General features: G+C 66.3%; 21 protein-coding genes. 8 read left to right on the plus strand and 13 right to left on the minus strand.

Features of this window, described 5'->3' with window-relative positions; all coding sequences use genetic code 11:
- Positions 1 to 6: 6 nt before the first annotated feature.
- Both AC5JJ2_RS11405 and thiS read right to left on the minus strand, forming a co-directional pair.
- Complete coding sequence (locus AC5JJ2_RS11405; protein WP_495858110.1) at positions 7 to 516, minus strand: hypothetical protein; 510 nt, start codon at positions 514 to 516, stop codon at positions 7 to 9.
- The gene (gene thiS / locus AC5JJ2_RS11410; RefSeq protein WP_495858111.1) at positions 513 to 1,553 is read right to left on the minus strand and encodes a sulfur carrier protein ThiS; all 1,041 of its coding nucleotides are present in this window, start codon (positions 1,551 to 1,553) and stop codon (positions 513 to 515) included. Before thiS ends, AC5JJ2_RS11405 begins: the two co-directional genes overlap by 4 nt.
- 82 nt (positions 1,554 to 1,635) lie before the next feature.
- Between thiS and AC5JJ2_RS11415 the strand changes: the two genes are divergently transcribed.
- The 5 genes from AC5JJ2_RS11415 to AC5JJ2_RS11435 all read left to right on the plus strand — a co-directional run bounded on the left by AC5JJ2_RS11415 (position 1,636) and on the right by AC5JJ2_RS11435 (position 6,711).
- Positions 1,636 to 2,553, plus strand: a complete 918-nt coding sequence (locus tag AC5JJ2_RS11415; RefSeq protein WP_495858112.1) for a galactose-1-phosphate uridylyltransferase — start codon at positions 1,636 to 1,638, stop codon at positions 2,551 to 2,553.
- Positions 2,550 to 3,155 (plus strand): nicotinate-nucleotide adenylyltransferase, encoded by a 606-nt coding sequence (nadD, locus tag AC5JJ2_RS11420; protein WP_495858113.1) that lies wholly within the window; start codon positions 2,550 to 2,552, stop codon positions 3,153 to 3,155. The genes AC5JJ2_RS11415 and nadD overlap by 4 nt, the downstream gene beginning before the upstream one ends.
- A 9-nt stretch (positions 3,156 to 3,164) precedes the next feature.
- Positions 3,165 to 4,781, plus strand: coding sequence for an ATP-binding protein (locus AC5JJ2_RS11425; RefSeq protein WP_495858114.1), 1,617 nt, complete (start codon positions 3,165 to 3,167; stop codon positions 4,779 to 4,781).
- A gap of 296 nt (positions 4,782 to 5,077) precedes the next feature.
- A complete protein-coding gene (locus AC5JJ2_RS11430; protein WP_495858115.1) occupies positions 5,078 to 5,851 on the plus strand; it encodes a BON domain-containing protein in 774 nt (257 codons plus the stop codon).
- Positions 5,852 to 5,961: 110 nt separating this feature from the next.
- Positions 5,962 to 6,711 carry a metallophosphoesterase family protein gene (locus AC5JJ2_RS11435; RefSeq protein WP_495858116.1) on the plus strand — a complete coding sequence of 250 codons (750 nt, stop codon included), beginning with the start codon at positions 5,962 to 5,964 and terminating at the stop codon, positions 6,709 to 6,711.
- 53 nt (positions 6,712 to 6,764) lie between these two features.
- On the opposite strand, the gene rplC is transcribed toward AC5JJ2_RS11435, so the two are convergent.
- Together rplC and AC5JJ2_RS11445 are read right to left on the minus strand one after the other, a co-directional pair.
- A complete protein-coding gene (gene rplC / locus AC5JJ2_RS11440; RefSeq protein ID WP_495858117.1) occupies positions 6,765 to 7,472 on the minus strand; it encodes a 50S ribosomal protein L3 in 708 nt (235 codons plus the stop codon).
- A 270-nt stretch (positions 7,473 to 7,742) separates the two neighbouring features.
- Entirely contained in the window at positions 7,743 to 9,665 is a 1,923-nt protein-coding gene (locus tag AC5JJ2_RS11445) for a hypothetical protein (protein ID WP_495858118.1), read from the minus strand.
- A 264-nt stretch (positions 9,666 to 9,929) separates the two neighbouring features.
- Between AC5JJ2_RS11445 and AC5JJ2_RS11450 the strand changes: the two genes are divergently transcribed.
- The 3 genes from AC5JJ2_RS11450 to AC5JJ2_RS11460 all read left to right on the plus strand — a co-directional run bounded on the left by AC5JJ2_RS11450 (position 9,930) and on the right by AC5JJ2_RS11460 (position 14,083).
- Positions 9,930 to 10,646, plus strand: coding sequence for a tetratricopeptide repeat protein (locus AC5JJ2_RS11450; RefSeq protein WP_495858119.1), 717 nt, complete (start codon positions 9,930 to 9,932; stop codon positions 10,644 to 10,646).
- A gap of 236 nt (positions 10,647 to 10,882) precedes the next feature.
- On the plus strand, positions 10,883 to 13,261 hold the full coding sequence (locus AC5JJ2_RS11455; RefSeq protein ID WP_495858120.1) for an McrB family protein: 2,379 nt from the start codon (positions 10,883 to 10,885) through the stop codon (positions 13,259 to 13,261).
- A 186-nt stretch (positions 13,262 to 13,447) separates the two neighbouring features.
- Positions 13,448 to 14,083: an HNH endonuclease gene (locus AC5JJ2_RS11460; RefSeq protein ID WP_495858121.1), complete on the plus strand. Its 636-nt coding sequence runs from the start codon at positions 13,448 to 13,450 to the stop codon at positions 14,081 to 14,083.
- Positions 14,084 to 14,178: 95 nt separating this feature from the next.
- Here the strand turns inward: AC5JJ2_RS11460 and AC5JJ2_RS11465 are convergent, their stop codons facing one another.
- From AC5JJ2_RS11465 to AC5JJ2_RS11505, 9 genes are all read right to left on the minus strand, one after another.
- Complete coding sequence (locus tag AC5JJ2_RS11465; RefSeq protein ID WP_495858122.1) at positions 14,179 to 15,345, minus strand: hypothetical protein; 1,167 nt, start codon at positions 15,343 to 15,345, stop codon at positions 14,179 to 14,181.
- A gap of 339 nt (positions 15,346 to 15,684) precedes the next feature.
- Positions 15,685 to 17,838, minus strand: coding sequence for a PDZ domain-containing protein (locus AC5JJ2_RS11470; RefSeq protein WP_495858123.1), 2,154 nt, complete (start codon positions 17,836 to 17,838; stop codon positions 15,685 to 15,687).
- Positions 17,839 to 17,972: 134 nt separating this feature from the next.
- Positions 17,973 to 19,082: a S1C family serine protease gene (locus AC5JJ2_RS11475; protein WP_495858124.1), complete on the minus strand. Its 1,110-nt coding sequence runs from the start codon at positions 19,080 to 19,082 to the stop codon at positions 17,973 to 17,975.
- Between the two features lie 139 nt (positions 19,083 to 19,221).
- Positions 19,222 to 21,003 carry a S1C family serine protease gene (locus AC5JJ2_RS11480; protein WP_495858125.1) on the minus strand — a complete coding sequence of 594 codons (1,782 nt, stop codon included), beginning with the start codon at positions 21,001 to 21,003 and terminating at the stop codon, positions 19,222 to 19,224.
- A 113-nt stretch (positions 21,004 to 21,116) separates the two neighbouring features.
- Positions 21,117 to 21,560: an Imm50 family immunity protein gene (locus AC5JJ2_RS11485; protein ID WP_495858126.1), complete on the minus strand. Its 444-nt coding sequence runs from the start codon at positions 21,558 to 21,560 to the stop codon at positions 21,117 to 21,119.
- 60 nt (positions 21,561 to 21,620) lie between these two features.
- On the minus strand, positions 21,621 to 22,835 hold the full coding sequence (locus AC5JJ2_RS11490; protein WP_495858127.1) for an NPCBM/NEW2 domain-containing protein: 1,215 nt from the start codon (positions 22,833 to 22,835) through the stop codon (positions 21,621 to 21,623).
- Positions 22,836 to 23,074: 239 nt separating this feature from the next.
- A complete protein-coding gene (locus AC5JJ2_RS11495) occupies positions 23,075 to 23,266 on the minus strand; it encodes a hypothetical protein (protein ID WP_495858128.1) in 192 nt (63 codons plus the stop codon).
- An 84-nt stretch (positions 23,267 to 23,350) separates the two neighbouring features.
- Complete coding sequence (locus tag AC5JJ2_RS11500; RefSeq protein WP_495858129.1) at positions 23,351 to 24,172, minus strand: hypothetical protein; 822 nt, start codon at positions 24,170 to 24,172, stop codon at positions 23,351 to 23,353.
- A gap of 242 nt (positions 24,173 to 24,414) precedes the next feature.
- Positions 24,415 to 26,535, minus strand: a complete 2,121-nt coding sequence (locus AC5JJ2_RS11505; RefSeq protein ID WP_495858130.1) for a hypothetical protein — start codon at positions 26,533 to 26,535, stop codon at positions 24,415 to 24,417.
- Between the last annotated feature and the right edge of the window lie 128 nt (positions 26,536 to 26,663).

Genomic DNA, 26,663 nt, shown 5'->3' on the forward strand with positions numbered 1-26,663 from the left:
CGTTGGTCAAAGTTCGGAATGTGCCTGCAAGAATCCCTCGTGCGTTTGTCGAAGATATTTCAGGAACGCGCCGGCAAGCGGTTCGGGACCGTTGCCAAGTTGCCAATTGACCCGATTGTGGACGGCGCGAACCGCCGTGCTGCCGTCAACTTCCTCGCTGAGTACGTAGCAAACCACTTCGTCCGTTTCTCGATCCAGTACCACGGCCGCAACAGAAATCGCTGGCTTGGCCCCTCCCGGTAGTCGCGGGAACTCGATCATGTAGAACTCGCAATCCTCACCGAAATCGCCGAAGTGCGAGCGCAGTTGCTGGGCAACTGCGTCGTCTCTTGGGAACCCCATCCCTCGAGATGCTTCGCGGAAAAGCCGGGCGGTGAACCGTTCTGGGTTCACCATGTAGTTCGCGATGAACTCGACCGGCTTGCTGCCAACACTCCTCGGCAGAACTTCAAAGGCCAGATGCCGAAACACCTGTTGCAACGGGTTCGGGGCAGCCGTCGAAGGTTCGGCGCTCATCGGTTCGCCCCTTGGATCAACCCCTCGGTCGGGCTGCTCGCGGTCGCGTACAGCCGCTTCGGGATGCGGCCGGACAGGTACGCCAGCCGGCCGGCGTCGGTCGCGTACCGCATCGCCCACGCCATCCGCAGCGGGTCGGCGGCGCTCGCGACGGCCGTGTTCAGCAGCACCCCGTCGCAGCCGAGCTCCATCGCCACCGACACGTCGCTCGCCGTGCCGACGCCGGCGTCCACGATCACCGGGTAGTCCGGGTCGCCCTCCTTCAGGTACTCCAAGCAGATGCGGATGTTGTTCGGGTTGAGGATGCCCTGCCCGGACCCGATGGGGCTGCCCGCCGGCATCACGCTCGCAGCCCCGGCGTTCTTCAGCCGCTTCGCCAGCACCGGGTCGTCGCTCGTGTAGACCAGGACCGTGAAGCCTTCCTTCACGAGTTGCTCCGTCGCCTTGAGCGTGTCCACCGGGTCCGGCAGCAGCGTCCGCTTGTCCGCCAGGCATTCGAGCTTCACCCAGCCCGCACCGGGGTTTTCGAGGTTCGTCAGCAGCTCCCGCGCGAGGCGGGCGTGGCGGATCGCGTCGTCGGCGCTGAAGCACCCGGCCGTGTTCGGCAGGATGGTCAGCCGCTTCAGGTCGAGGAAGTCGAGGAGGTTTTTGCCGTCCTTGTCGATGAGCCGCTCCCGCCGCACGGCCACGGTCGTCACCTCGCAGCCGCTCGCGTCCATGCACTGCTGCATGAGTTCATAGCTCGTGTACTTCCCGGTCCCGGTGAACAGCCGCGAGCGGAAGGTGAACTTGCCGACCTTCAGCGGCTTGTCCGCCGGCGGGTCGAGCGCCGGCGACCCGCCGCCGACGAGGGTGACTATCTCGACGGCGTCGCCGTCGCGGAGGGGCGTCGTCGCGTGGTCGGCCCGCGGCACGACGTTCAGGTTCACCTCCACGGCCAGCTTCGTCGGGTCGCGGCCGAGGTCGGCGAGCAGTTCGGCGACGGTCAGCGGGCGGGGGAAGGAGCGGGCTTCCGCGTTCACGGTGATGGTCGGCATGGCTCTGGTCCTGTCGGGATACGGTCAAGATACCAGCCCGCGAACGTGGCGACTGTCGCGATTTCTGCACTAGAGTAGGGGCGTGACGCAGCAGCCCGAATATCGCACCTGCCCGGTGACGGGGCGGACGGTCGTACTCGCCCCGGAACGGGCGGACCGGCCGATGACGCTCCGGCACGCCGAGCCGCACCACCGCACCCGCAAGTCGGACGGGCCGTGCCCGTTCTGTCCCGGCCACGAGGCCGAGACGCCGCCGGAGGCGTTCGCCGTCCGCGACACGCACGGGTGGCAACTCCGCGTCGTCCCGAACAAGTTCCCGGCCGTGCGGCCCGACACGCCGGAAGCGTTCGGCTTCCACGAAGTCGTCGTCGAATGCCCGGACCACCTCGCGAACCCGACGGAACTATCCGACACCCAGTTCGCGAACGTCTTCACCGCCTACCGCGAACGACTGCTGCACTATTCCGCCGACCCGCGGATCGAGTCCGTGTCCATCTTCAAGAACGTCGGCGCGGAGGCGGGGGCGTCGCTCGACCACTTGCACTCACAACTCGTCGCGCTGCCGTTCGTACCGGACGCACTGCGGGAAGAACTCCGGTCGCCGCGATGCCACTTCTGCGAAATGATTGAGCCGGCGCGGTTAGTTGTGGAGTCGGAGAACTTCCGGATCGTCTGCCCGTTCGCGCCGCGGTTCGCCTACGAAACGTGGGTGCTGCCGAAGGACCACGAGCCGCGGTTCGAGACGATCTCGGATGTGGCGGAACTGGCGACGCTGATGAAGCGGGTGCTCGTCGCGCTCGACCGGGTGCTGCACTTCCCGGCGTACAACTGGTTCCTGCACACCGCCCCGCGGGGCCAGTGGCCGCGGTTCCACTGGCACGTCGAGCTGATCCCGCGGCTGAGCCGGGTGGCCGGGTTCGAGTGGGGCAGCGGCGTGTTCATCAACGACGTGTTCCCGGAGCGGGCCGCCCGCGACCTTCGCGATAAACTACCGGCATGAACATCGGCATCTTCGGCGGGACGTTCGACCCGATCCACCTCGGCCACCTCATCCTGGCGGAGCGGTGCCGGGCCGACGCCGGGCTGGACGAGGTCTGGTTCCTGCCGAGCTACCAGCCGCCGCACAAGCAGGGGCAGCAGATCACGCGGTTCGAGCACCGCTGCGACATGATCGCCCTCGCGACGACCGGGCAGCCGCTGTTCCGCGTCGAGCCGATCGAGAAGGAGCTGCCGCCGCCGAGCTACACGGCGAACACGCTGGCGGAACTCCGCGGCCGCCACCCGGAGCATTCGTTCAGCCTGATTGTCGGCGCGGACTGCCTGCCGGACCTGCCGGGGTGGTACCAGCCGAAGCGGGTGCTAGAACAGGCGGCGCTCGTCGTCGTGCCACGGCCCGGAACGCCGCTGTGGACGCGCGAGCAGCTGGCGGCGGCGCTGGAAATGTCGCCGAACGACGTGCGAATGACGGTCGTGGACTGCCCGCTGATGGAGATCGCCAGCCGCGACATCCGCACCCGCGTCGCGGCCGGGAAGTCGATCCGCTTCCTCGTGCCGCGGAGCGTCGAGGAGTTCGTCCGCGAGCGGAAGCTGTACGTTTCGTAGGGCTGTGCGATGCCCCAACTCGTCGTCATCTCGGGTGTCGATCAGGGGAAGAAGTTCACCCTGAAGGACCTCGCCGTCGTCGTCGGCCGGCACTCGACGAACCCGATCCAGCTCCTCGACAACCGCGTCTCCCGGCGGCACGTCGAACTGCGGGCCACGCCCCGCGGGTACGTGCTGGCCGACCTCGGGAGCGGGAACGGCACGCGGCTGAACGGCCAGCCGGTGCAGACCGCCGAACTCCGGTCCGGCGACCACATCGCGCTCGGGGACACCGTCCTGCTTTTCACTACGGACGGCTCGACGGGGACGGCGTCCGTGCGGCTCACGCCGGACCCCGGCTCGAGCGCCATCTCCGGCGTCGTCCGCCGCGTCCCGGCCGACGCCGGCAGCGTCATCCTCAAGGACCCGTCGCAGGCTACGACGCCCTGGCTGCGGACGCGGCTGTCGAACCTCGCCGTGCTGTACGAGGCGGCCACCGCCGTCAGCCACATCCTCGACGTGGACGAGCTTCTCGACCGCATCATGGAGCTCGTCCTGCGGACGACCGACGCCGACCAGGGCTGCTTCCTCGTGAAGGACGTGGAGACGGCGGCGCTGATGCCAAAGGCGGTGAAGGCCCGCGGCCGGGAGAAGTCCGACCTGACGGTCAGCCGCACCATCGTCGATCACGTCCTGAAGGACCAGACCGGCATCCTCGTGGCGAATGCCGCGGCTGACGACCGGTTCCGCGAGGGGCCGAGCATCGCGAAGCACCGGCTGCGGGAGGTCATCTGCGTGCCGATGCGCGGCCGCCACGAGACCGTCGGCGTGCTGTTCCTCGACACGCAGTCCGGGGCCGACGAGCCGCGGTTCACCGACGACCACCTCCACCTGGCCATCGCCATCGCGCACCAGGCCGGGTTGGCCATCGAGGAGACGCGGTACTACCAGGCGATGGTGAACGCCGAGCGGCTGGCGGCCGTCGGGCAGACGATCGCCGGCATGTCGCACCACATCAAGAACATCATGCAGGGCGTCCGGTTCGGCAGCGACATGGTCCGCACCGCCCTCGCCGAGGACGACAAGGAGCTGCTGGCGAAGGGCTGGCGGCTCGTCGAGAAGAACCAGGGCCGGATCGACGACATGATCCTCGACATGCTCAGCTACTCGAAGGAGCGCGACCCCGCGATCGAGCCGACGGACCTGCCGGCCCTGATCGCGGACGTGCTGGACGTGGTCCACGGCCGGGCGGCGGAGCAGGGGGTCGAACTCGAATACCACCCGCCGACGAACTTCCCGCCCGTGCCGTGCGACCCGGACGGCGTTCACCGGGCGCTTTTAAACCTCGTGAGCAACGCCATCGACGCGCTCGACGGCCGCGACGGGGCGAAGGTGAGTTTGGAGTTGCGAACGACGGCGGATGGGAAGTGGATGGAGCTCGACGTGCGCGACAACGGCCCCGGCATCCCGGCGGAGATGCGGGACGAAATCTTCAAGCCGTTCGTGAGCACGAAGGGCAACCGCGGGACCGGCCTCGGCCTGCCGGTCAGCCAGAAGACGATCCGCGAGCAGGGCGGCGACCTGCTGCTGTTCAGCGAGGAAGGCGTCGGCAGTTGCTTCACGATCCGGCTGCCGCTCGTCTTGTAGGGCGGGTCAAGGCTTTGCGCCGACCCGCCGTCGGGATCCAGGCAGTACGGCATCTCTTCGGCGCGGTTGCGGTCCCCCGGCGGGTCGGCGCAAAGCCTTGACCCGCCCTACAAGACGCATCGTCGGAACACCTTCGCCAGTCCCGCCCCCTTGCCCGACCGGGCGACTCTTCGCGGCCGGCGCGTCGCGCTGCCGACCTTCCTCCGAATTGAAAACTTTTCATCAAGTTCGGTTTCGCCCGGCGTTCCCCGGTCGCAGAATGCAGCACGTATTCTCACCCAGCAGCGGCCACCGCCATGCGAATCACACTCCTCACCCTGTTCCTACTCGCCCCGCTCGCCCGCGGGATCGAGCCGCCGGCCGCCGGCCGCGTCTCGGACGCCGAACTCACCCGCCGGGTGCAGACGGTACTCCAGACGGATGCCGTGTTGAAGGCGCGGTCGTTGATCGTCAGCGTGGTCGATGGCGTGGCCGTCGTCGGCGGGCCGGTCGCGTCCCGCGACGAATCGGACCGCATCGGCCAGCTGCTCCGCGTCGTCCCGGACCTGACGGACGTGAAGGTGTCCGCCTGGGTCCCGGCCGTGGAAGACCCGTTGAAGAAGAAGATCGCCGAGAAGTTCCGCGGCGTCGAGCAACCGACCCGCGCCCCGGCCGCCGACCCGCGGCCGAGCGGCCAGGTCGTGGTCCAGCGGGCCGCGCCGGCGGCCCCGGCCGTGCCGCTCCTGCAAGACCCGGTCGCAAGATCGGAGAAGCCGCTCCCGTCCCGCGCGGCCAGCGGGTACTCGCCGATCCCCGCCCCGGCCCCGCCCGCGCCGGAGGGGCCGCCGCAGTACCCGACGATCCCGCCGACGGCCGTGCCGGTCGCGCCGAACCAGGACGTGGAAGCCGCGATCGAGGATGTGCAACGCGGGCAAACCCGGTTCGCCGGGCTGACCGCGCGAGTGCGGGCCGGCGTCGTCACCATCGACGGGACCGTGAACGACCCGGAGGACGGCTGGGCGTTCGCCGCGGAGGTCCGGAAGGTCCCCGGCGTGGACCGCGTCGTGTTGGGCCGGATCACCGCACCGTAAGGCTTCTGTCGGTCGCAGGGGTCCCGCGACCGACAAAATCGACACGCCCGGCTAGACCGTTGACTTGACCCGTTCTAGGATCAAGATCAACGCCTATCACGGACGGGTCGATGCGAATACTCCTCGTCTCCGACATCCACGGCAACTGGCCCGCCCTGGCCGCCCTCCGCGAGCCGCACGACATCTGCCTGTGCATGGGCGACCTCGTCGAGTACGGCCCGGAACCCGGCAAGGTCGTCCAGTGGGCCCGCGAGAACTGCGCGTACTGCGTCCGCGGCAACCACGACCACGGCGTCGCCCAGAGCGTGGACGTGATGGGCGTCGGCGGGTTCCGCTACCTCACGATGGCCACCCGCGTGCCGACCCAGCAGATGCTCAACTCGGCCGACCGCCGCTACCTCGCCGACCTGCCGACGATGAGCCTGTTCACCCTCGCCGGCAAGCGGTTCTTGCTCGTCCACGCCACCCCCCGCGACCCGATGGACGAGTACGTGATGGCCGACCCGGTCCAGTGGGCGAACCGCGTCGCCGGGTGGAACGCCGATTACGTCTGCGTCGGGCACACGCACGTTCAGTTCGCGCTCGACGTGGTCGGCACGAAGGTCATCAACCCCGGCAGCCTCGGGTTGCAGCGGGACGGCGTGCCGCTCGCGAGGTACGCGGTCATCGACGGCGACGAGGTGCAGCTGAAGCAGATGGAATACGACGTGGAGGCGACGGCCGCGGCCGTGGACGGCAGCCCGTTCGACGACAAGGCGAAGAAGATGCTCAACGAGGTCTACCGGTACGGCCGCTACCAGCACCCGCTGCCCGGCGCGAACGGCATCTACAACCCCGTCCCCGAGCGGGTCGGGGCGTGAGGCTCACGTCAAACTCGCGTGCGACCCGACGGGTCGCACGCCGATCGCGTTTCTTACTTCTTGTTCGTCGGCCGGACCATGACGAACGCGCCGGCGTGGCCGGGGACCGCGCCGCGGACGAGGATCAGGTTGTTCGCCTCGTCGATCTTGATGACCTTCAGGTTGCGGATCGTGATGCGGGTGTTGCCGTACTGCCCGGCCCGCTTCAAGCCCTTCTTCGGCCGACCGCTACCCCGGTTGCTGGCCAGCGACGAGGTCGAACCGGCTTGCCGGTGGACCTTCTTCGCCCCGTGCGCGGCGGGCAGGCCGTCGAAGTTGTGCCGCTTCATGACGCCCTGGTAGCCGCGGCCCTTTGACGTGCCGATCACGTCCACCGCGGCCACGTCCTTGAACACCTGACCGACGGCCAACACGTCGCCGACCTTCGCCTCGGTGCTCTCGACGCGGAACTCGCGGACGTACCGCTGCGGCTCGCAGTCGGCCTTCGGCGGCAACTGCACGCCGGCCTTCTGCCGGGCGTCCTTCCGCTTCGACTTCAGCCCGGCGGCGACGTGCCCCTGCTCGGAGCGGATGGCGTTCTTACGCGGCTTGTCCTTGAACCCGAGTTGCACGGCCGCATAGCCGTCCTTCTTCGGGTCCTTGTCCTTGATTTGCAGCACCCGGCACGGGCCGAGTTCGATGACGGTGACGGGTTCGGCGTCGCCCTTGTCCGTGAAAACTTGCGTCATCCCGACCTTGAGGCCGAGCAGTCCGAGGGCCATGTGCCCCCTCCTTTAGTTGTGGCATCCGGCCGACCTGCGGTCCGTCACGAGCGACGCCGCACCAGTCGGGTTGTGTGCCGGATGGCGTGAACGGGGATTGTAGAAAGTTGCGGGGGAACGACAACTCGGATAGCGGCGACCTAAACCTGACTTCCGAAGTCCGGCTTCGACTTCGGAAGTCGATCCCGCGCGGGAGCCTTCACTGCGATCGGATTCGCCGTTCGGTCAGATCGACTTCCGAAGTCGAAGCCGGACTTCGGAAGTCGGGCGCTAAGGATTCTCCCACGACAGCACCACCCGCGACAGCGGACCGGTGACGCGCAGCCGCACCATCGGGATCGGGTCGTAGGGGTCCGGGTCGCGCTCCACGACGAGCACGCCGGGGCTGGCCCGCAGGCCGGCCTGGTGGTGCAGGCTCAGCACGACCACCTTCGTCGGGACCGGGCCGCCGTCCGGGTTCGGGGCGTCCGCCGGGACCACGTCCGTCAGCACGATCTTCCGCCGGTCGGCCTGTTGGAGCGTCGCCTGCCCGGTGAGGACGAACGACCGCGGGCGGTTCAGCTCGAACAGCCGCACGTCGCCGCCGTCGCGGTACTGCCGGACCTCGCGGGCGAACAGCGTCCGCTGCCACCGGTCGCGGGCGGCCTGTGATCGCGTCACCACCCACCCGACGTTGTACCGCCGACAAAACTCCTCCAACTCCGCGTCCGACCAGTCGACCAGCCGCCGGCCGTTGAGCGTGTCCCCGCGGAGGCGGCAGAACGCATGCTCGAACTTCGCGTCCGGGTCGAGGCCGCCGATGTACGCGCGGTTCGTCAGCCACGGCAAGAGCGCCGTCCAGTTCCACCCCGGCTCCCCGGTCGGGGATTCTTCAAACAGAATCCGTGCCTCCGGCGTCGTGCGTTCCATCAGCCCGCGGACGAGGTCGGCCTGGTCCCGCGTCAGCCCGACGGCGAGCGGCTCGTTCCGGACGCCGAGGTATTGGCGGACCGCCGCCGCCCAGTGCCCGCCCCAGCCGAGCGCGACCACGCCGCCGACGAGGGCGAGGACGACGACCCGCGTCAGCCCGGTCCGCTTGCACCAGATCGTCACCCACCCCGCCGCGGGCAGGACGGCCAGCCCGACGACGAGCGGGGCGGCGCGGTCCGCCTCGCCGTTCGTCAGCGGCGACCAGACCGCGCCGAGGCGGGCGACGAAGAACGCCCAGCACCCGGTGAGGATCAACAGGAGCGGACCGCTGCGGTGCTTCTCCAGCCGCGCCAGCCAGACGCACCCGATCAGCCCGGCGGCGACGACCGGCCAGCCGAACGGGGCGGGGCCGAGCAGCTTCGCGTGCCCGGCCCACGAGTCGAGGACCGCCCCCCACGTCGGCAGCGGCGCGATGTCGTCCACGGACGGCTGCCGCAGCCACCAGAACTTCCCCCAGTCGAGCAGCCACCAAATGTTGGGCGCGAGGCCGAAGAACGTGACGCCGAACAGGCCGAGATGCCACGCCAGCCCGTGCCGCGGGGCGACGGCGAGGTAGTAGAGGCCGAGGACCGGCGCGAGGCCGAGCCAAATGACCGGGTGGCCGAACCACCCGACGGCGGACGCGACGGCGAGGATCAGCCACGCCGTCACGCCGGGTTCCCAGTGGTACCGCGACAGCCACGCGACGTAGACGAGGACCGCGTGCCCGGCGAGGAGGAAGTCGAGGTGGCCGGCGTCGAGCAACTGCCGCACCGGCGGCGACCACCAGACGCCGCACCCGAGCACGCCGGCGACGCACGCCCCGGCCGCGGACAGCCCCACGCCGCGGGCCGCGAGGACGTACACCAGCGGCACCGCGAGGCACATCAGGAACAGGCCGAACTTGTACGCCCCCGGCCCGGCCCCTTCGCCCGACAGGTACAGGACCAACTCGGCCGGCCGGCAGCCGCCGTCGAACACCGGCGTCTTCGGGTAGCCGGCCTGGAAGCTCGGGTCGAAGCACTCGGACGCGCCGCGCTGCCGGAACGTCTCCGCCCCGAGCGTGCCGTGGTAGAAGTGCAGGGGGTGTCGCCCGGCGACGACCGGCCGCGAATCGTGCAGCCCGACCCGGCCGCCGAACAACTGCAGCGCCAGCCCCGCCTGGCCGACGACGAGCGCGACGACGACCGCCAACCACAGCGGCTGCGTGCGGAATCCCGGCATCGGCGGAGGCTCTTCGTTCATGACCGCGTCCGTGCGAATCACCGGCCGGATGGTAGCCGTTACGGGTGGGCCACAACAAGCCGAAGAATATTCACCGCGGAGGGCGCAGAGGGCGCGGAGGAAAACAGAAACGAGTTCAAAGGACAACTCTTTGAAATCTCTTCTTGGTTTTCTCTGCGTCCTTTGCGCCCTCCGCGGTGAAATCGGTTTTCGTTTTCCCGCGCAAGGGTCTTTCAAATCACCGTTCCACTGGCAACAATGAGCCAACCGGTTTCGGGGTTTCCCATGACGTTGCCAGCCGCCAAGATTGCCCAGCCTTCCCTCGCGGACCTGACCGCCCGGTTTCTCGCGCGGCCGGCGACGGACGACGCGACGGCCGCGGTCGAACCCCACGAGGTGATTGCCGGGTTCGCGACCGACGCCCGCGCCGCGTGGGTGGAAGCGACGGCGACGGCGAAGCTGCTCGGCGTCAAGGACTTCCCGGCCGCGACACCGGGCGAGTGGGCGAACCACGTCCGCCAGTCGGCGACCGTCGATTTCCTGCCGATGGCCGTCGGACACTTCCCGCAACAGGTCCGCGACGTTTCGGCGCTGATTCATGGCGCGAAAAAAGCGGCCCCCGCCGAAAGTCGCGGCTGGTCCGTTTCGACGGCGAAACAATCGACCGCGGGTTTGATCCTCGCCGCCGCGTCGGCCCGGGTTTCCGGAAATACGAGCGAGACGGAACGTTTGCTGGACCAAGCTGAGAGCGGCGGTGCGGACGCCACGCTGGTTCAAAACGAGCGGGCCGCGATCCTGTGGCAGACGGGCGAGAAGGCGGCCGCGGTCCTGATTTGGAAGCAACTTCCGGCGTCCGCGGTGACCGCGTTCAACCTCGGCGTCGCCGCCCTCGCCGCCGGGCAGAAGGCCGACGCGAAGGGCCACCTGAAGGCCGCCGTCGCCCAACTCCCCGAGTCGAGCGGGTGGCACCACCTTGCCCAGCTCTACCTTGCTCTGGCTTGAGTGCTGTCGGGTAATTCTGCAATTTGTGAGAAAGTGGATGAAAATCCGACGAGGCTGATTGCCTCCGCGATGATGTCATGGTAATGTCACTGTGTCCCGCCGTGTGGCAGCTTTGGTGACTGGGCGACGCTGAAGAGGTCCGCGGCGGGACACTTTTTCTTTCTGACGGTCACATCCCGCACATCTTTCGTTAGAATCCAACACACTAGGAACCGTGTTTCGCACCTGGAACCGCGATGGCGTTGCTTCGCGCGGACGGAATCATCACCCCGTTGGCCCCGCTGTTGGCGGCCGTGCGCGCTGACGCGCCCGAGCCGATCTCGTTCGATTCGCACGTCCTCGATTCGCCGAACTACGTTGACGAGTTGCTCGCGTTCTACCGCCGCGCCGTGCCGGATGCGTGGCACGAAGAAAGCGTGCGAAGTTCGGCCGCGATCCTGCGGTACTCGCTGGCGCACCTGATCCGCGGAACCGACCCACTGCCGACGCGACTCGAACGCTGCCTCTCGCCGGGCGGGGCATATTTCGTCGCGGGTCTCGGCCGCGGGTTCTGGTCCGCGGTCGTGCAGTCGCTTTCGCCGCGGGCGTTGCCGCGCTGGCTGCCCTCGGTCGAAGCCGGGGCGCGGCGGTGCGGCCTGATCGCGACCCGCACGCCGGTCGGCTCCGTCGCCGCGTTCGCGGAGTTGTGCGACGCCTACCAGAAGCACTCGCCGAAACTTCCCGCGTGGCAACTCGACGACTTGCTCATCCGCGTGTCGATGATGTCCGGCCGCGAACTGCCGCCACACGGCGTGGAAACGAACCCGATCGCGAAGGCACTCCGCGAGGTGCGGACCGCGTACCCGCTCCGGCAGCGGCTGAAGGACAACGTCGCGACGCCGCTGTCGCCGCTCGCGTGGCAGGGCCTGCGACGGCTCGACGACGCCTTCGCGGAAGGGCTGCCCGGCGACGACGAGGCGGCGATGATGGCGGAAGCCGTCGCGCAACTCCGCGAGCGGCATCGCGTGCATTCGCTGGAAGTCAACGACCTGCTCGAACGCCTTGCCGCGACAGGATCGCGCGACAACTTGTCGCGGTCGTTCCGCGGGTTCTGCTCCGACAGCTTCGCGTTCCTGCGGAAACTAGCCGGGCACAACCACCGCGACTGGATGGAGGCGAATCGCGACCGCTACCAGTTCGCCGTGCGCGAGCCGATGGTCGAGCTGTGCGACGCGCTGGCCGAGCGGTACGTGTGGCCCATCCTCCACGGCGAGCACGGCTGGCAGATCGAGTGCGAACCCCGCACCGGCAAGGCGCTCACGAGCATCGTGAAGAACGACTACGGCCAGACGTGCCCCTACGTGCCGGAGATGTGGCTGACGTTCTACCCCGTCGCCGGCAAAACGCGGCAGGCCGCGGCGCAGCTGTTCGTCCGGCTCACGGCCGATGGCTTGCGGTTCGGCTTCCACCTCGGCCGCACCGCCCGCGACGCCGGCCGACGGCTCCGCGGCGCGATCCAGGACCACGGCCAACTTCTCTTCGACGCGCTCGCCCGGGCGACGGAGGCGACCCGCTTCGGCGACAGCCTGCTGAAGTCGGCCGACGACCTGCGGACGTGGGCCGCGCAGAAGACGCTCACCGCGTGTCAGCACCTCCCGGCCGACGCCGCGATCCTGCGGAGCGACGATCTCGTCGGCGAAGTTCTGCTCGCGTTCGACCGGCTGCTGCCGCTGTTCGCCGCGGCCGTCGAGGACGACGCGACCGCCATCCTCAACCGCCGCGCGGGACGGCAAGCCGGAACGGTCTTCGACGCCGCCGCGTTCGAGCGGGAGACGTTCCTGCCCGCCGTCTGGCTCGACCGCACCCGCGGCCTCTTGAAGTCGAAGAAGCAGCTCATCCTCCGCGGCGTGTCCGGCACGGGCAAAACGCACGTCGCGAAGTGCCTCGCCCGGCTGCTGACCCGCGACCGGCCGGACGCGGTGCGGTTCGTGCAGTTCCACCCGGCGTACACCTACGAGGAGTTCGTCGAGCGGCCGCTCGGCGACACGTTCCGCGACGGCGTGCTGCTGTCCGCCGCGGGGGACGCGGCCCGCCACCCGGCCGAAACGTTCGTGCTGGTCATCGACGAACTCACGCGGGCGAACCTGCCGCGCGTCTTCGGCGAACTGCTCTATCTGCTCGAATACCGCGGCGAGGCGGTGACACTGCCGTACTCGAAGCGGACGTTCCGCCTACCGGGCAACCTCCTACTGCTGGCGACGGCGAACCCGACCGACCCGGCCGCGGACACGCTCGACCAGCCGTTGCGGCGGCGGTTCGCGTTCGTGGACATGCCGCCGGACGCGGCGTTGCTCGCCCGGTGGTTCGCGGCCAACCCGCCGGCCGACCCCGACCCGACGTTCGGCCCCCGCGTGTTGAAGCTGTTCGAGCAGCTGAATGCGAGGCTGGCCCGCGAGGGCGGCCGCGAGTGGCAGGTCGGCCACAGCCCGTTTATGGTCCCGCACCTCGACCGCGAGAAGCTGGCGACCCTGTGGAAGCACCACGTCACGCCGCTGGTGGACGCGCGGCGGGGGTCCGCGGACTTGCTCGCGAGCTTCGATCTGGACCGCTTCTTTGCCCCGTCTCAGCCCGTATGAACGATCCGTGAACTTCCGCCCCTTCTCCGCCGCCAGCCTCTTGCGGCTCGTGAATTCGTCGCGGTAGAATACTCCCATGCCGTGGTTGAACCTTCTCTCGTGCCGGCGCGTCGTTATTGGCAACGCGCCACCGTCCGCGCACAGCCTTTTCGGCCCACACCGGCCGGGACAAGGGGGACACCTGCCATGAACTCGGCCTCGTACTCGTCGCTCGACTCCAGCGTGCTCGTCCTGAACAAGATGTTCATGGCCGTCCACGTCATCTCGGTGCGGCGGGCGTTCTGCCTGCTCTGCAAGGACCTCGCCGAGGTCGTCTGCACGGAGGACGGCACGTTCCTGTCCTACGACTTCGCGTCGTGGCAGGAGGTCAGCGCCGCCAAGGCCGCGTTCGCCCGCGCCGAGGACGACGACTGGGTCCGCACGCCGACGGCCGAGATTCAGGCCCCGCGGGTGATCCGGCTGTTGGAGTACGACCGCGTGCCGAAGCAGACGGTGAAGTTCAACCGCCGGAACATCTTCGCCCGCGACCACAACCAGTGCCAGTACTGCGGGAAGAAGTTCCCGACGACGGAGCTGTCGCTGGACCACGTGATCCCGCGGAGCCAGGGCGGGGGGACGTCGTGGGAGAACATCGTGTGCGCGTGCGTGGACTGCAACGTCCGCAAGGGCGGCCGCACCCCGCGGCAGGCGAACATGACGCTGATCCGCAAGCCGGAGAAGCCGAAGCGGAGCCCGATCCTGAACGCGAAGATGGCGCAGAAGAAGTACCGGTCGTGGCAGTCGTTCCTCGACAACGCGTACTGGTCGGTGGAGTTGAAGTGAATGGCACCTGCACCACTTGCCCGCCTAACAGGGAATTGTTAGGCGGGCAGAATTGACAAGCAATATGCCAGCACCCCTCAACACGGCAAACAAGATTACGAATATCTGTGCAACCTCATCTCAACTCTCGTATTTGGCTTCACGTTATCAGCCACCATAGCAGAGAATGTATCTTTAATTGTATCTATAACCGCATCGGAAGACATAAAGCCCTGAGTGATCATATCGACAAATGGGTCGCTATCATCAATTGTGGCTCTGCCACCTAGAAATGGCTTGTAAAAACGGAACTTGTTTTCGTTACCAGTCGATTCGACTGTAAATCCCTCGTTCTTAAGTTTTTTGACCAAGAACGAAGGATTGTAACACGTGACCAGCACAACCTCCTGGAACAGCACCTGACGTAAAAAATCAGCATCTAGATCCCAAAGTGGCAATGGAGTTGCGCAATGCAACTTGGCAATGCTTACCGTTCCAACCGATATGCTATTCCAGTTTTCACCCGGTGGTTGATCAGTATCAACAATTCCATTTAGATCACTCCTGAAAGCTTCTAAGTCCATTCCGTCAAAACCACCACTTGTCCCGAATAATCTTGCAGACAACGAGCGAGAATCCCCAGCACGCACTCCAACTACTAACAAACCATCGCCGCAACTCGCACAGGCAATCTTGCTGCCCGCCATACCATTTTGTATCGTTTTTAGGCAACCAATTTTAGATTCATGCTCAATCCTTATGCTTGCCTTCGTATCGGTTGGCGCAAAAGCATTAGCCATTCTTTTGATCTGCTTTTGGAGTCGCTCCTTTAAGGGAAGCGGCATCTGAACCGCTGGCTGAACTTTGCCTTTGACGGCAACTTCGTCTAAAAAAGATCTAACTCGATCGGGCAAATCAATCGTTCGCCCAACAGCATGGAGCGATATAGACAGCGTGCCTGGGCTCGACTCGTGACTTTTCAAATCACCAATTCCGTGTATCTCCAAAGACTTCAAATCGATGAGCGTTACATCGCCGATCCTTAAAATAGATGTAATCCCATGATATAAAACAAAGTATCCTGCCATTGCAGGAACGTTTGAAATGAAAGCAAGCTCTCCCTCAGACCCGATACCTCTAGGCGTATGCTTGGTAACCGGATGATTCGCGTGCCTAAAAATCAAATCGGAATATGGCGAATAAAACAACCACGCAAATCCATCCCCGATAGCCTTGCCGATTTTGATCGCCTCACTGACGACTTGTTCATATTTTTCCAACATACGAAGACGATGTCGGAACCGATTCGGCATCACCTTCGACCTACGCAACCTGAGATTCTTTTCAACCGATTTGATCGAGTAATGTAACTGGTCGAGACGATTAATAGCCTTTGCCAATAGAGGCTGAAACCGAAAGACTTGTTCTTTGATATCAACCGTGTTATCACCTCGACGAAGAGATTGGAGAATAGACCAACAATTCTCGAATTCGTCGGAAACCTCATCAACGCATTTTTTGACACTTCGACGCGAAACCATAACCGTACTCCATCTTTGCCACAAGACTAATGCTCCACTGGCAAGTGACGGTTTTTGTTTCAAAAGGTTCACACCTGCGGTTCATATCTTGTCGATCGAGTCGATCCACACGCACAACTCGATGAGCGTCTGCTGGAGCATGTACTCCTTGCCGAAGTCCTTCAACTGGCGGTAGATCACCGGGAACTTCTTGTCCTTCAGCGGCTTCACGCTGTCGGCGATCGACTTCACCGCCGGGTCCTTCTCGCCGCCCACGAGGAAGAACGCCAGCGGCTGGTTCGGCACGTTGTCCTTCGGCTGCGTGCCGAGGCTCGCGCCGGTCGTCGCCACGCCGCGGACCACGTCGCGGGCGTTGAACCCCAGGTAGAACGCCATCTGCCCGCCGACGCCCATGCCGTGGGCGATCACCCGCGACCGGTCGATCGTGTGCCCGCCCATGACCTCCTTCACGTCCTGGACGATGCCTTCGGTTTCGCTCGCCACCCAGCCGTCGGTGCTCTGCGACTTCGGGCCGACCAGGATGTAGTGGTAGTCCTCCAGGAACGGCCGCCAGATCTTCACCATCTCGTCCGCGTCCTTGCCGCCCTTGCCGGCCGGGTGCAGCCAGACGATGACCCCGTGCGACACGCCCGGCTTGTAGTTCTCCGGCACGTACACCCAGTACTCCCGGCCGAGCGCCGCGTTCTTCTTCTTGAGCAGCCCGACCTCCGCCTGGGGCGTGTCCTTCTTCTCCTCGTCCTTCTTGGGGTCGTCCTTCTTCGGCTCCTCCTTCTTCGGCGTCGGCGCGTCCTTCGCCCCCTTCGGCTTGTCGAGCGCCCGCTCCGCGCTCGACGGCAGCGGCAGCGCCTCCGGCAGCTCCTCGTCCGGCACGGCGGCGAGCTTGACCTTAACCGTCTCCGTCTTGCCGCCGTCCTTCCGCTTGACCTCGAACTGCAGCTCGCCGTCCGGCGGGGTGCGGCCGACGACCTGCGACAGCATCGCCCGGCCGCCGACGAGGTCCACGGCCGGCGGCGGCGTCTTCGCGCCAGGCGGCAGTTGCGTGACCTTCATGATGCGGTCGCCGGCCTTCAGCCCGGCCTTCTCCGCAGGGCTGTTCGGATAAACGAACCGGAGTTGTACGCCGGGGTCCGGGTCGTCGCGGAGCGGCAGGACGCCGAGGAACCCGGACGCGAACGCGGCGACCGCGCCGGACAGCTTCACGCCGGGGAAGTCCATGTCGTTGCCGTCGCGGAGGACCTTCACGTCCACCACGTCGCCCTCGTACTTCGGGCCGAGAACGTGTTGCAACGCGGTGAAGTGCGGGACCGGCTTGCCGCCGATGCTCACGACCTTGTCGCCGACCTTCATCCCGGCCTTCGCGGCCGCGGAGTCCGGCGAGATCGTGCCGATGACGACGGCCGCGTTGTAGAGTTCCGTGCTCTGCGGCGTGATGCCGAGCAGCCCGCGGCGGAGGTCTTTGCCTTCGCGCAGCTTCGGCACGACGGCGAGTACGTCCTCGAACGGGATGGCGAACCCGATGCCGGAGTCGTACCACTCGACGCCGGACACGTCGCCCTCGCCGCGGGTGGACGCCGGGACGAGGACGCCTTGCACGCGGCCGTCGATGGCGACGAGCGGGCCGCCGTAGTTCACCGGCGACACCTTCGCGTCCGTTTGCAGGCACTTGCCGTTGATGCGGCCGGTCGCGCTGATGATGCCGGCGCTGATCGACGGCGGGGCAGTTCCCACGTCCGGCATCAGCGTGCGGCCGAGCGCCAGCGACCACTGGCCGACGGCGATCTCGCTCTTGGGAACGATCGGCGGCACGGCCAGATTGGGCAGTTCCTTGCCCTCGGGCTTCTTGAGCTTGATGAGCGTCAGCATCCGCGTCGTGTCGGTGGCGACCTGCTCGGCGAGCAGCCGGTCCGGGTAGCCCGGCACGGTCACGTAGATGGTGGACGGCTTGTTCGCGAAGTTGAAGGAACTCGTGACGACGTACCCGTCCGCGGCGACGACGACGCCGGTGGTCGGGCCGACGCCCTTCCGCACGCCGGGGCCGGCGGGCGCGCCGCGGGGGCCGGGGGCGGCCGGCGTGCCGAACGCCTCGGCCCCGCCGCCGGCCGTCTCGATCTTCACGACCGACGCGGCGACCGCGTTCGAGGCGTCCTTCATGGCCCGCTCGTTCTTCTCGTTCACGTCCTGGGCGAACGCGACCGGCGCGAGCAGGAGCAGCGTGAGTATCGAAAGGTAGCGCATGGGATTGGCTCTCAAAAATTGGCCCGCAGATGACGCAGACTTCGGCGCAGATGAAGAGGATCAAAACCAAGATCGTTCTTCGGTCTTATCTGGTTTTCATCTGCGCTCCTATCTGCGTCATCAGCGGGCCATTCTTACTTCTTCGGTTCCGTTGGCTTCATCGGCAGCGGCTTCGGCGGGTACTCGCCGAGTTCCATCTCGACCGTCTGGAGGTTGTCGCCGCGGCGGACTTCCAGCCGCAGCTTCATACCGGCCTTAGTCTTCTTCAAGTAGTCGTGGAACATCTTGATGCTGTAGATCGGCTCGCCGTCGATGAAGCTGACCAGGTCGTCGGCCCGCAGCCCGGCCTTGTCCGCCGGGGAGCCGGTCACCACGTCCTCGACGTAGGGCGGCGTCTTCTCCAGCACGTTCGGCACGAAGATGACGCCGTGGTAGCCGCCGATGCTGGCGACGACTTCCGGCCGCTTCACCGGCTTGTACTGCCCCTTCAGGCCGAGCGACACGAACTCCGGCAGCGTCAGCTTCACCGTCTTGTCGCCGTCCTTCACCTCGACCTCGGCAGCGAGCGGGATGGCGTAGTTCATCCACGTCTCGCTGAGCGAGTTCTTGATTTCCTTGCCGATGATGCCGAGCAAGTTCCCCTTGCGGTCGGTCAGCGGGCCGCCGGCCGCGCCGGGGTTGTTCGTGATCTGGTCGATGACGTACACGTCGCCGTGGTACGGGAAGTCGAACACGCCGCGGCGGCCGTGCATCTTCGTGTACGCCATGACGACGCCCTTCTGCACGCTGAACGACTCGTCCCGCATCGCGATCTCGAACTGGTTGCTGAACCCGAGAATCCAGTCGCCCGGCTGCGCCTTCGGCCGCTTCACGGCCTCGGCGTAGTCGAAGAACTCCAGGTTCAGGTCGGTCGGCTCGTCGATCTTCTTCCCCTCGACCTTGATCTTGAGCAGGGCCGCGTCGAGTTCGGGTTCAGTAACCAACACGACAGCCTTCATCTTCCGGCCGTCGCTGAGGTGGACGACGATCTCGGCGGAGTCGAGCATCTGGCTGGCGGCGGTGAGGATGTGGCCGTCCGACGAGATGAGGATGCCGGACCCGTAGTTCGCGACGCCGCGGAACCCGCCGGCCCCGAACAGCTTCACGACCTTCGCGTTGACCTTCTCCGCGACGGCGTGGAACGGGTCGGCCGCCGGCAGCGGGGCGGCGAGGGCGACGACGGCAGCGAGAGCGAGGAACCGCATGGTGAATCTCTTAAGTATGGCCCGCAGATGACGCAGACTTCGACGCAGATGAAAACCGGATAAAACCAAAACTCAATTCTTGGTTCTTGATCCTCTTCATCTGCGTCCGAAGGTCTGCGTCATCTGCGGGCCAATGTTTTCACTTTTTTAGATCGAACTTCGCGAAGAACAGCGACCCATAGTTCTTGTCCCCCCACCGCGCGTCCACGCGGTGCGGGAGTTGGCGGCCGTCCACGGCCTTGTAGTCGCCGAAGTACACCTCGCACGGGTCCTCGTCCGGCAGCACTTGCGCCTCGCAGGCGAGCAGCCGGGCGTCCTTGCGGTCGAAGTACCACTTGCAGTCGATGGCCGCGTGCTTGGTGCGGATCACCTCGCAGTCCACCCGCCGCTTCGCCCAGTCCTCGACCGGCTTGCCGTCGGCCGGCGGCGGGTAGACGGGCTCGACGCCGCCGTGCGTGAACCCGCCGGAGAAGCCCTTCGGCCCCATCGTCACCAGTCGCCGGTAGTTCACAAGCACCGCGAGCAGCCCGCCGCTATTGTCTGGCACTTTCAGTTCCAGCACGTCGGAGGTCGGCATCTTGAGGGCGAACGGCACGTTCATCGTCAGCTTCGCCTCCGTGCTGCCGTCGGTCGTGTCGGCCATCGTCAGCGCCAGCGGCCCCTTGCGGTCGTTCGCGTCGAACGTCCCCTCGACGGCCCACGCCCCGCCGACGCCCGCGAAGTCGCCGTGCTTCTGGAACGCGGCCCACAGCTTCTTCTGTTGCTCCTCGTTGAAGTGGTAGTTTGCGAACCCCTTCTTCTCCTTGAACAGCTTCATCGCCGGGGACCGCTTCGCCTGGTCCTTCGCCGGGTCCGGCCGCTGCGGTTGCGGCGGGCCGGGTTGCTTCGGCTCGCTCGACTCGACCGGCTCGTTCATGTTGCCCATCAGCCGGACGAGCGTTTCCTTCCGCGTGTTCTCCCGCCGGTAACTCAGCGGCAGCCGCCACTCCTTCGGGAAGATGCCGAGGATGTTCTTGTACTGGTTCGTACTGGTCAGCGGCCGGCCGGCGAACGAGATGAGCTTGTCCCCGGCCTTCACCCCGCGGCGGAAGATGTCGGCCTCCTCCAGCATCGTGCCGAACTTCATCTCGGACAGCGCCCCGTCCTCGTTCTCCGTCTCGACGGTCGCGCCGAGGGTGGCGTGGTCGGTGTCGATGCCGGCGCGGAAGTGGCCGAGGAAGTTCTTGATCTGGTTGATGCTGATCGCGTACCCGACGCCGGAGTTCACCCGGCCCCGCTTGTCGAACGACCCGCGGCCGTTGATGCCGATGAGCTCGCCGGCCATGTTGAACAGCGGCCCGCCGGAGTTGCCGGGGTTGATGCTCGTGTCGATCTGGATGCAGTCGGTGTACTCCAGCATCCCGCCGCCCTCCGGCGGCTGGTAGCGGTTCACCCCGCTGACGAGGCCGTAGGTGACGGTCGGGGTGAAGTCCATCGACAGGCCGAACGGGTTGCCCATCGCCAGCGACCAGTCCCCGGCCTTGACCTTGTCGCTGTCGCCGAGGGCGGCGAACGGGAACGGCGTGCCGGGCTTCTTGGGCAGCAGCTTGATGAGCGCCACGTCGCCGACCTTGTCCTGGCCGACGATGACGGCGTCGTACAGGTTGCCGTCCGCGAGGCCGGCCTGCATGACCGGGCTGATCGAGTCGGTGACGTGGTAGTTCGTGAGGGCGTACCCGTCGGCGTCGATGAGGACGCCGGACCCGACGGCCGTGCCGCCGTAGGCGCAGACGCAGACGACGGCCGGCCGCACCTTCGCGACGGCCGCCGTCCGCTCGGCCTCGGCCTTCTTCACGTCCGGGTCGAGGGCGGCGGACGGTGGAAGCATCGCTACGACGGCGGTGAGGGCGACGAGCGGCGAGAGCAGGAGGCGTGATTTCATGGATGCGTGTCTCGGAGAACCTGACTTCCGAAGTCCGGCTTCGACTTCGGAAGTCGATCGCCGCGGGAACTCGTCTCTGTTTGGGCAAACCATGTGCGGACCCGCCGCACGGGTCATGAGTCTAATTGGACGCCATCTTTCGTGCACGGCCGAACACAAACAACTTCAAGGGCTTCACACCGGAAGGAAGCACCCAACCCGTACGTCGAGTGAAAGGTCACTTCCCACGCCCGCTGTTGGAGTCCTACGCCCCGCGGTTCCGAAAGGGTCAAACCATCAAGGACGTTCTGATGGTTGAACTCGTCAAGTCGTAGGTCGTTGACGCCGTCGAATCGCAAATGAACCAGTACATGGTTCTTAAGGACATAGTAGCCGTCCGTACCGACCGTGTTTGTCATCTCGAAGGTATGGATCATCGCCTCCAGGAGTGGTTTCCCGACACTCGCCGGTCCGCGATCTAATCGTACCCATAAGACTTCGGCGTCGTGGAATGAAGGCCAAGAGCCGAACACCGCGAGGAGCTGCTCAACACCGGGTATCCGGTCGGTCTTCTCCATTCGCGAACGCCCCTGCACGAAACGACTTCCGAAGTCGAAGCCGGACTTCGGAAGTCGGGCTTACTTCTGCACCCGCGCCTCGGCGAGGTTGATCTGGTTGCCCAGGTACAGGCCGTCGCGCTCCAGCGTGATCCGTAACTCTTTGACGCCCTTCACGTCCAAATTTAACGCCTTCGCCGCGTCCTTCCGGCTCACCTTCGCCGCGAACAGGTTCTTCCCGTCCGCGGTGATGACCAGCCGGACGGTGCTGTTCGCCACCGGCACGCCCTCGTCGATGCCGACGAGCATCTTCAACTCGCGGAAGTCGCCGCCGAGCTTGTACGTCAGCGTCGTGTCCGGGTAGAGCCACAGCCCCTTCGCGTAGGTCACGCCGTCGAGCTTCAGCGGCGCGCCGTCCTGGTTCTTGTCCCGCAGGTACGTGAAGTACGGCTCCCCCGCCACCTGCGGCGGGGCCGTCACCGCGACCTCCAGGTCCGACAGGTACGAGATGTTCCCCTGCGAGAAGTCGAACTTTGCGAGCGCCGCCTTCGGGTAGTCGAACACCGCCCCGGCGACGGTCGTGACCTTGAACCCGTCCTTCGTGACCTTCAGGTCGCGGGCGATGAGCGTGTTGCCGAACAGGTCCACGACCTTGCACAGGGTCGGCGGGATCTCGCCCCGCGGCGGCTGGTTGAACACGAGGCCGCCGGTCACGCGGGTCATCTTGTACGTCACCCGCCGGTTGCCGACCTCCTGCTCGAACGTGAACTCGTCGCCGTCGTCACTGCCGCCGAGGACCGTGCCGGGCACGGAGTTGAAATCGTCCCCGGCCTTCACGACGAACAGGTCCCGCTTGCCGCGGGCGGACAGGAGCTTCCGCCACGCCAGCCGGGTCTTGTTGTCGTCCGCGCCGCGGAAGAAGCTGAACGCCGTCTCCATCGGGATGGTCATCGTCGGCGGCGGCACCTCGCCCGGCGGCTTGAGGGCCGTCGCGGTGATCGTCTTCCCCTTGATCGCGAGGCCGGTCGTGCGAATCACGGAGCCGTCGATGAGTTCGAGTTCGTCGAACTTCGCGTCCTTCGCGGGGACCTCGACCTTGCGGCCGTAGTCCACGACGAACACGTCCTTGACGGCGACGCCGACCGGCCCGTCCTCGGTCTTGATGACGAGCACGCCGTCCGCGAGCGACTGGAGTTCGCCGGCGTGCTTCTTCCCAGTGAGCGTGCTAAGGTCGGCGGCGGACGCCGCGGCGGCGAGGGCGAGGAGCGCGAGGCAGGCCAACGGGGGTCGCGTCATGGCACACGAGGGGTTGCGGGGACGGACGTGAGTAGCTTACCAAATCTTACGCGGCGGCGGAACGACATAGTAGTGGGCACACTCCGTGTGCCGTCTCCTTTCGGTCGCCGCGACTCGAACGAACGCCCCGCGACCGACAGCAAACGGCACACGGAGTGTGCCTACTACTATGAAAACACGCCGGGCGGCGTCCCTCTGCTCGAAGAACGCCGCCCGGTTGCTTGTCGCCACTCGCCGCGTTACGGCTGGACGCCGTGCAGCTTGTTCAGCGACTTGAAGTACTCCTCGATCATCGGCTTGAACTTCGGCGGCAGGTCGCGGGTGATCTCGGTGATCGCCTTCGCCCGCTCGGAGGCCGGGAGCTTGCCCCACTCCTCGCCGAGCTTCTTCAGCTTCTTGTCGTCGATCTTCCCGTCCCCGCCGCCGCCCATGATGTTGCTGTCGGACGCCGGGTTGCTCGGGTTCAGGTTGCCACCTTGGTTCGGCTGACCGCCGGAGGGGCAACTACCGCCGTTTCAGGTCCCGCCACTTTTTGCCTGGTTCTCCAGCTCCTTGATCTTCTCGTCGAGCCGGAAGATGATCTTCTTCTGAATGTCCTGCGTCTTCTCGCCGCCGCGGGCGAGGTCGAGGCGGCGGCCGCTGTTGTCCATCAGCCGGCCGACGTTCGCCAGGTCCTTCGCGTCCGCCGACCAGTTCTGCATGTCGAAGAACATGAGCGTCGCGACCATCTTGTACCGGTCCGGCGCGTCGGCCACGTCGTCCAGCAGCCGCACGATCGAGGTCACGGCCGCGTCCTTCTGGATCAGGGCGTGCTCGGCGACGGCCTTGTAGAAGTAGTACGTCGCCGGGTCCACGACCTGCTCCGGCTGCACGGCCTTGAGGGCGTCGAGGGCCTCCTCGTACACCCGCTTGCCGGACAGGGCCTTCGCGTAGGCGGTGGCAACGTTCGCCCGGAAGAACGGGTCGGCCTTCGCGTCCGTCAGGAACGCCGGGATTTCGAGCGGGGCGTCCGCGTCCGGGTTCTTGGCCGTCTTGAGGAGCGTCGCGACTTCCGGGTTCCCGGCCGTCAGGCTCTCGACGGTGCGGTCGAAGACCGAGCGGGCCTCGTTCGCCCACGTCTTGTCGAACGCGGCCCGGTCGAGCTTGCCGGCGGCCTTGAGGTATGCGGCGGCCTTCGCCTTCGCGTCCTCGGCCTTGACCGTCCGGAGCGTGCCGAACGTGTAGATCATCGGCGACGCGGCGGGGGCCGGCGCTTTCGGGGCCGGCTCGGCGGCAGGTATCCCGGTCACGGCGGCGGCCGAAAGTGTGGCGGCCGCCAGCCACTTGCGAAGGACCACGGTACGACCTCCTCGGACTGAGGAACACACGGGTCGGAGAGAAGGAAACCCGGCAGGAAAAGGGTCATCGGCTTTATCGGCCGATCTTCACTCCCAACTCTAACGTCTGTCGGGCTATCCGACAACGAGAATTCTCGGTTCTCATCGCCCTCTCCTCTTTGGAAGCGAGGGCGGGCGATAACTTTCGGGCAAGGCGGATACCAACCGCCTACTGAATCATACGTTCGCGGGGTCCGGGCAGATTACCGGTTAGCCCCGGTCGCGATCTTTTGGACCATGTCCTGGAGCTTCGCCTGCCGCTGGGACAGTTGCCGCAGCTCGTTCTGGATGATCGGATCGGATGCCTGCTCGCCGGTGTATTTCGTGGCGTACATCTTCGTCCGGCTGTTCACCTGCGTCTGGAACGCCCGGATGAGCTTCAGTTCCGCGAGCAGGTCGATGAGTTGCTTGGCCCCCGGCTTGCCGCCGCTCGGCGGCTTCGGTTGGTTCTGTTGGTTCTGGATGTCTTGCTGGGCCTTCTTGAGCGCCGCGATCATGTCCTTGAGCATCTGGATGATGTTTTCCTCGATCTGCTGGGTGTCGGTGTCCACCCACGTCGCGGCTAGCCGCTTCTGGACGGCCTGCATGTCGCCCATCACCTCTTCGAGGACGCTGGCGAACGCGACCGCCGAGCCTTCGGACTCCAGCAGCTTCATCGCCTTCTGGGCCTCGGCGACGATCTCGCCTTCCTTGTCGCCGAGTTGCTGCGACTTCTGGTGGTCGGCGGTCGTCTTCTGGTTGTTGTTCTTGACGACGGCAGCGTGAACGACCTTCGTGGCCTCGTAGACCTCGATCTGCATCGAGAGCATCCGGTTGCACCGGGCCTCCAGCGCGGCGAGCGTCTTCAGCATCTCCTCCTCGCGGAGTTGCTTGAGCTTCTTCTTCAGCTCCTCGATCGCCTTCGCCAGCTTCTCGATGGCCTGATCCTGCTGCTTGGCGGCCTTCTCCCGTTCCGGTTTGCGGAGTTCGTCCTCGGCCTGCTTCTGGTGCGGGTAGGCTTCCTCGACCTGCTTGCGGCCGGGCGTCTGGGCCTGCTGCTGTTGCTGCTGGCCTTGCTGCCCCTGTTGGCCTTGTTGGCCCTGCTGCCCTTGCTGGCCGCCCGGCTTCGACTGGGCCTGTTGCTCGCCGGCCATCGGCTGGGCGTTCTTGCCCTTCCCCTCGCCGCCCTGGGCCTGCTGGCCCTGCGACGACTTCGCCTCGCCCTTGCCCTGATCGGTGCCCTTGCTCTGGGCCTGTTGGCCGGGCTTCGGCTCGCCGGGCTGCCCCGCCTTCGGCTCTCCACTCTTGGGATCGCCCGCCTTGGGGTCACCGCTCTTGGGATCACCGGACTTGGGATCGCCCGCCTTCGGTTCCCCGGATTTCGGATCGCCAGACTTGGGTTCGCCCGCCTTCGGCTCGCCGCTGCCCTTCGGCTCCCCGGCGTCGCCCTCCTTCGCGCCGTCCATCGGCTTCTTCGCCTCGCCGGCGGACTCGTTCGGCTTGCCCTCCTTGCCGCCGGCCTTCGCCTCGGCGCTCTTGTCGCCGGCCATCGGGTTGCCGTCCTGGCCGTCCTTGTCGGTCGCCTTCGCGTCCTGGCTGTCGGCCTTCGGCTCCGCCGCGGACTCGCCGGCCTTCGGCTCGCCCTTCGGCGTCGCCTTCGGGTCGGCCTTCGCCGTCTTGTCCCCGCCCTTGTCGTCGCCGGGCTTCTTGCCGCCCATGCGGTCGGCGAGGTCCTTCGTCTGCTCCGCGAGGTCCTTCTGGGCGTTCGCCTGCTTCGTCGGGTCCCCCTTGCCGGCCTCGGTCATCGCCCGTTGAACTTCCGTCTTCCGCTTGAGGGCCTCCGCCTCTTTCAGGAACTTCTCGAGCGTGGCGATCTCCTTCTTCAACCGCTCGGACTCGTCGTCCGTTTGCAGGATCGTGATCATCTCCAGCAGGGCCTTGACCAGTTCCTTGTTCTGGCCCTTGAGGGCGTCGAGGTCCTGCGGGTTCTCGGACCCCTTCGACAGCCCGGCGATGAGCGTCTTGAACTGGCCGTCGATGCTCGCCTTCTGCGCGTGTTCGAGGGCGGCGTAGATCGTCTTCGCCCGCTCCTTGTCCTCCGGCCGGTCGCTCTTCTCGAGCCGCTGGGCGAGGGTCAGCAGGCCGCGGGCCAGCTCCTGGAAGACCTTCGCGTTCTGCTCCTGGGAGCCGCGGAGGTCCTTCGTCGTCATCGGCGTCTCGGCCGGGGCCGCCTTCGGCGGGTCGGCGGGCTTGGCCGGCGGCTGGGCGCGGAGGGTCGTGCCGACGAGGACGGCGGACAGCGCCGCGACGGTCACGAGCAAGGCCGATTGGACGCGACGGAGCATGGCGGTTCTCCCGAACGCGAGGTTCGGATAACGGACGGTCATAGAGAGGACGAGTTACATTCTACCCACCAACCGCGGATTTTCGGAATCGCCCGGCCCCATATAGCCGCCGGCTTGCCGGCGGGGTT

It is taken from the genome of Limnoglobus sp. (assembly GCF_059499385.1).

Bases quoted from the DNA above. Each gene is read 5' to 3' on its own strand.
- AC5JJ2_RS11490 (WP_495858127.1), bottom strand. From the start codon at position 22,835: ATGACGCGACCCCCGTTGGCCTGCCTCGCGCTCCTCGCCCTCGCCGCC.
- AC5JJ2_RS11435 (WP_495858116.1), top strand. From the start codon at position 5,962: ATGCGAATACTCCTCGTCTCCGACATCCACGGCAACTGGCCCGCCCTG.
- AC5JJ2_RS11405 (WP_495858110.1), bottom strand. From the start codon at position 516: ATGAGCGCCGAACCTTCGACGGCTGCCCCGAACCCGTTGCAACAGGTG.
- AC5JJ2_RS11485 (WP_495858126.1), bottom strand. From the start codon at position 21,560: ATGGAGAAGACCGACCGGATACCCGGTGTTGAGCAGCTCCTCGCGGTG.
- AC5JJ2_RS11495 (WP_495858128.1), bottom strand. From the start codon at position 23,266: ATGGGCGGCGGCGGGGACGGGAAGATCGACGACAAGAAGCTGAAGAAG.
- AC5JJ2_RS11480 (WP_495858125.1), bottom strand. From the start codon at position 21,003: ATGAAATCACGCCTCCTGCTCTCGCCGCTCGTCGCCCTCACCGCCGTC.
- AC5JJ2_RS11445 (WP_495858118.1), bottom strand. From the start codon at position 9,665: ATGAACGAAGAGCCTCCGCCGATGCCGGGATTCCGCACGCAGCCGCTG.
- rplC (WP_495858117.1), bottom strand. From the start codon at position 7,472: ATGGCCCTCGGACTGCTCGGCCTCAAGGTCGGGATGACGCAAGTTTTC.
- thiS (WP_495858111.1), bottom strand. From the start codon at position 1,553: ATGCCGACCATCACCGTGAACGCGGAAGCCCGCTCCTTCCCCCGCCCG.
- AC5JJ2_RS11470 (WP_495858123.1), bottom strand. From the start codon at position 17,838: ATGCGCTACCTTTCGATACTCACGCTGCTCCTGCTCGCGCCGGTCGCG.
- AC5JJ2_RS11460 (WP_495858121.1), top strand. From the start codon at position 13,448: ATGAACTCGGCCTCGTACTCGTCGCTCGACTCCAGCGTGCTCGTCCTG.
- nadD (WP_495858113.1), top strand. From the start codon at position 2,550: ATGAACATCGGCATCTTCGGCGGGACGTTCGACCCGATCCACCTCGGC.
- AC5JJ2_RS11475 (WP_495858124.1), bottom strand. From the start codon at position 19,082: ATGCGGTTCCTCGCTCTCGCTGCCGTCGTCGCCCTCGCCGCCCCGCTG.
- AC5JJ2_RS11465 (WP_495858122.1), bottom strand. From the start codon at position 15,345: ATGTTGGAAAAATATGAACAAGTCGTCAGTGAGGCGATCAAAATCGGC.
- AC5JJ2_RS11430 (WP_495858115.1), top strand. From the start codon at position 5,078: ATGCGAATCACACTCCTCACCCTGTTCCTACTCGCCCCGCTCGCCCGC.
- AC5JJ2_RS11450 (WP_495858119.1), top strand. From the start codon at position 9,930: ATGACGTTGCCAGCCGCCAAGATTGCCCAGCCTTCCCTCGCGGACCTG.
- AC5JJ2_RS11425 (WP_495858114.1), top strand. From the start codon at position 3,165: ATGCCCCAACTCGTCGTCATCTCGGGTGTCGATCAGGGGAAGAAGTTC.
- AC5JJ2_RS11455 (WP_495858120.1), top strand. From the start codon at position 10,883: ATGGCGTTGCTTCGCGCGGACGGAATCATCACCCCGTTGGCCCCGCTG.
- AC5JJ2_RS11505 (WP_495858130.1), bottom strand. From the start codon at position 26,535: ATGCTCCGTCGCGTCCAATCGGCCTTGCTCGTGACCGTCGCGGCGCTG.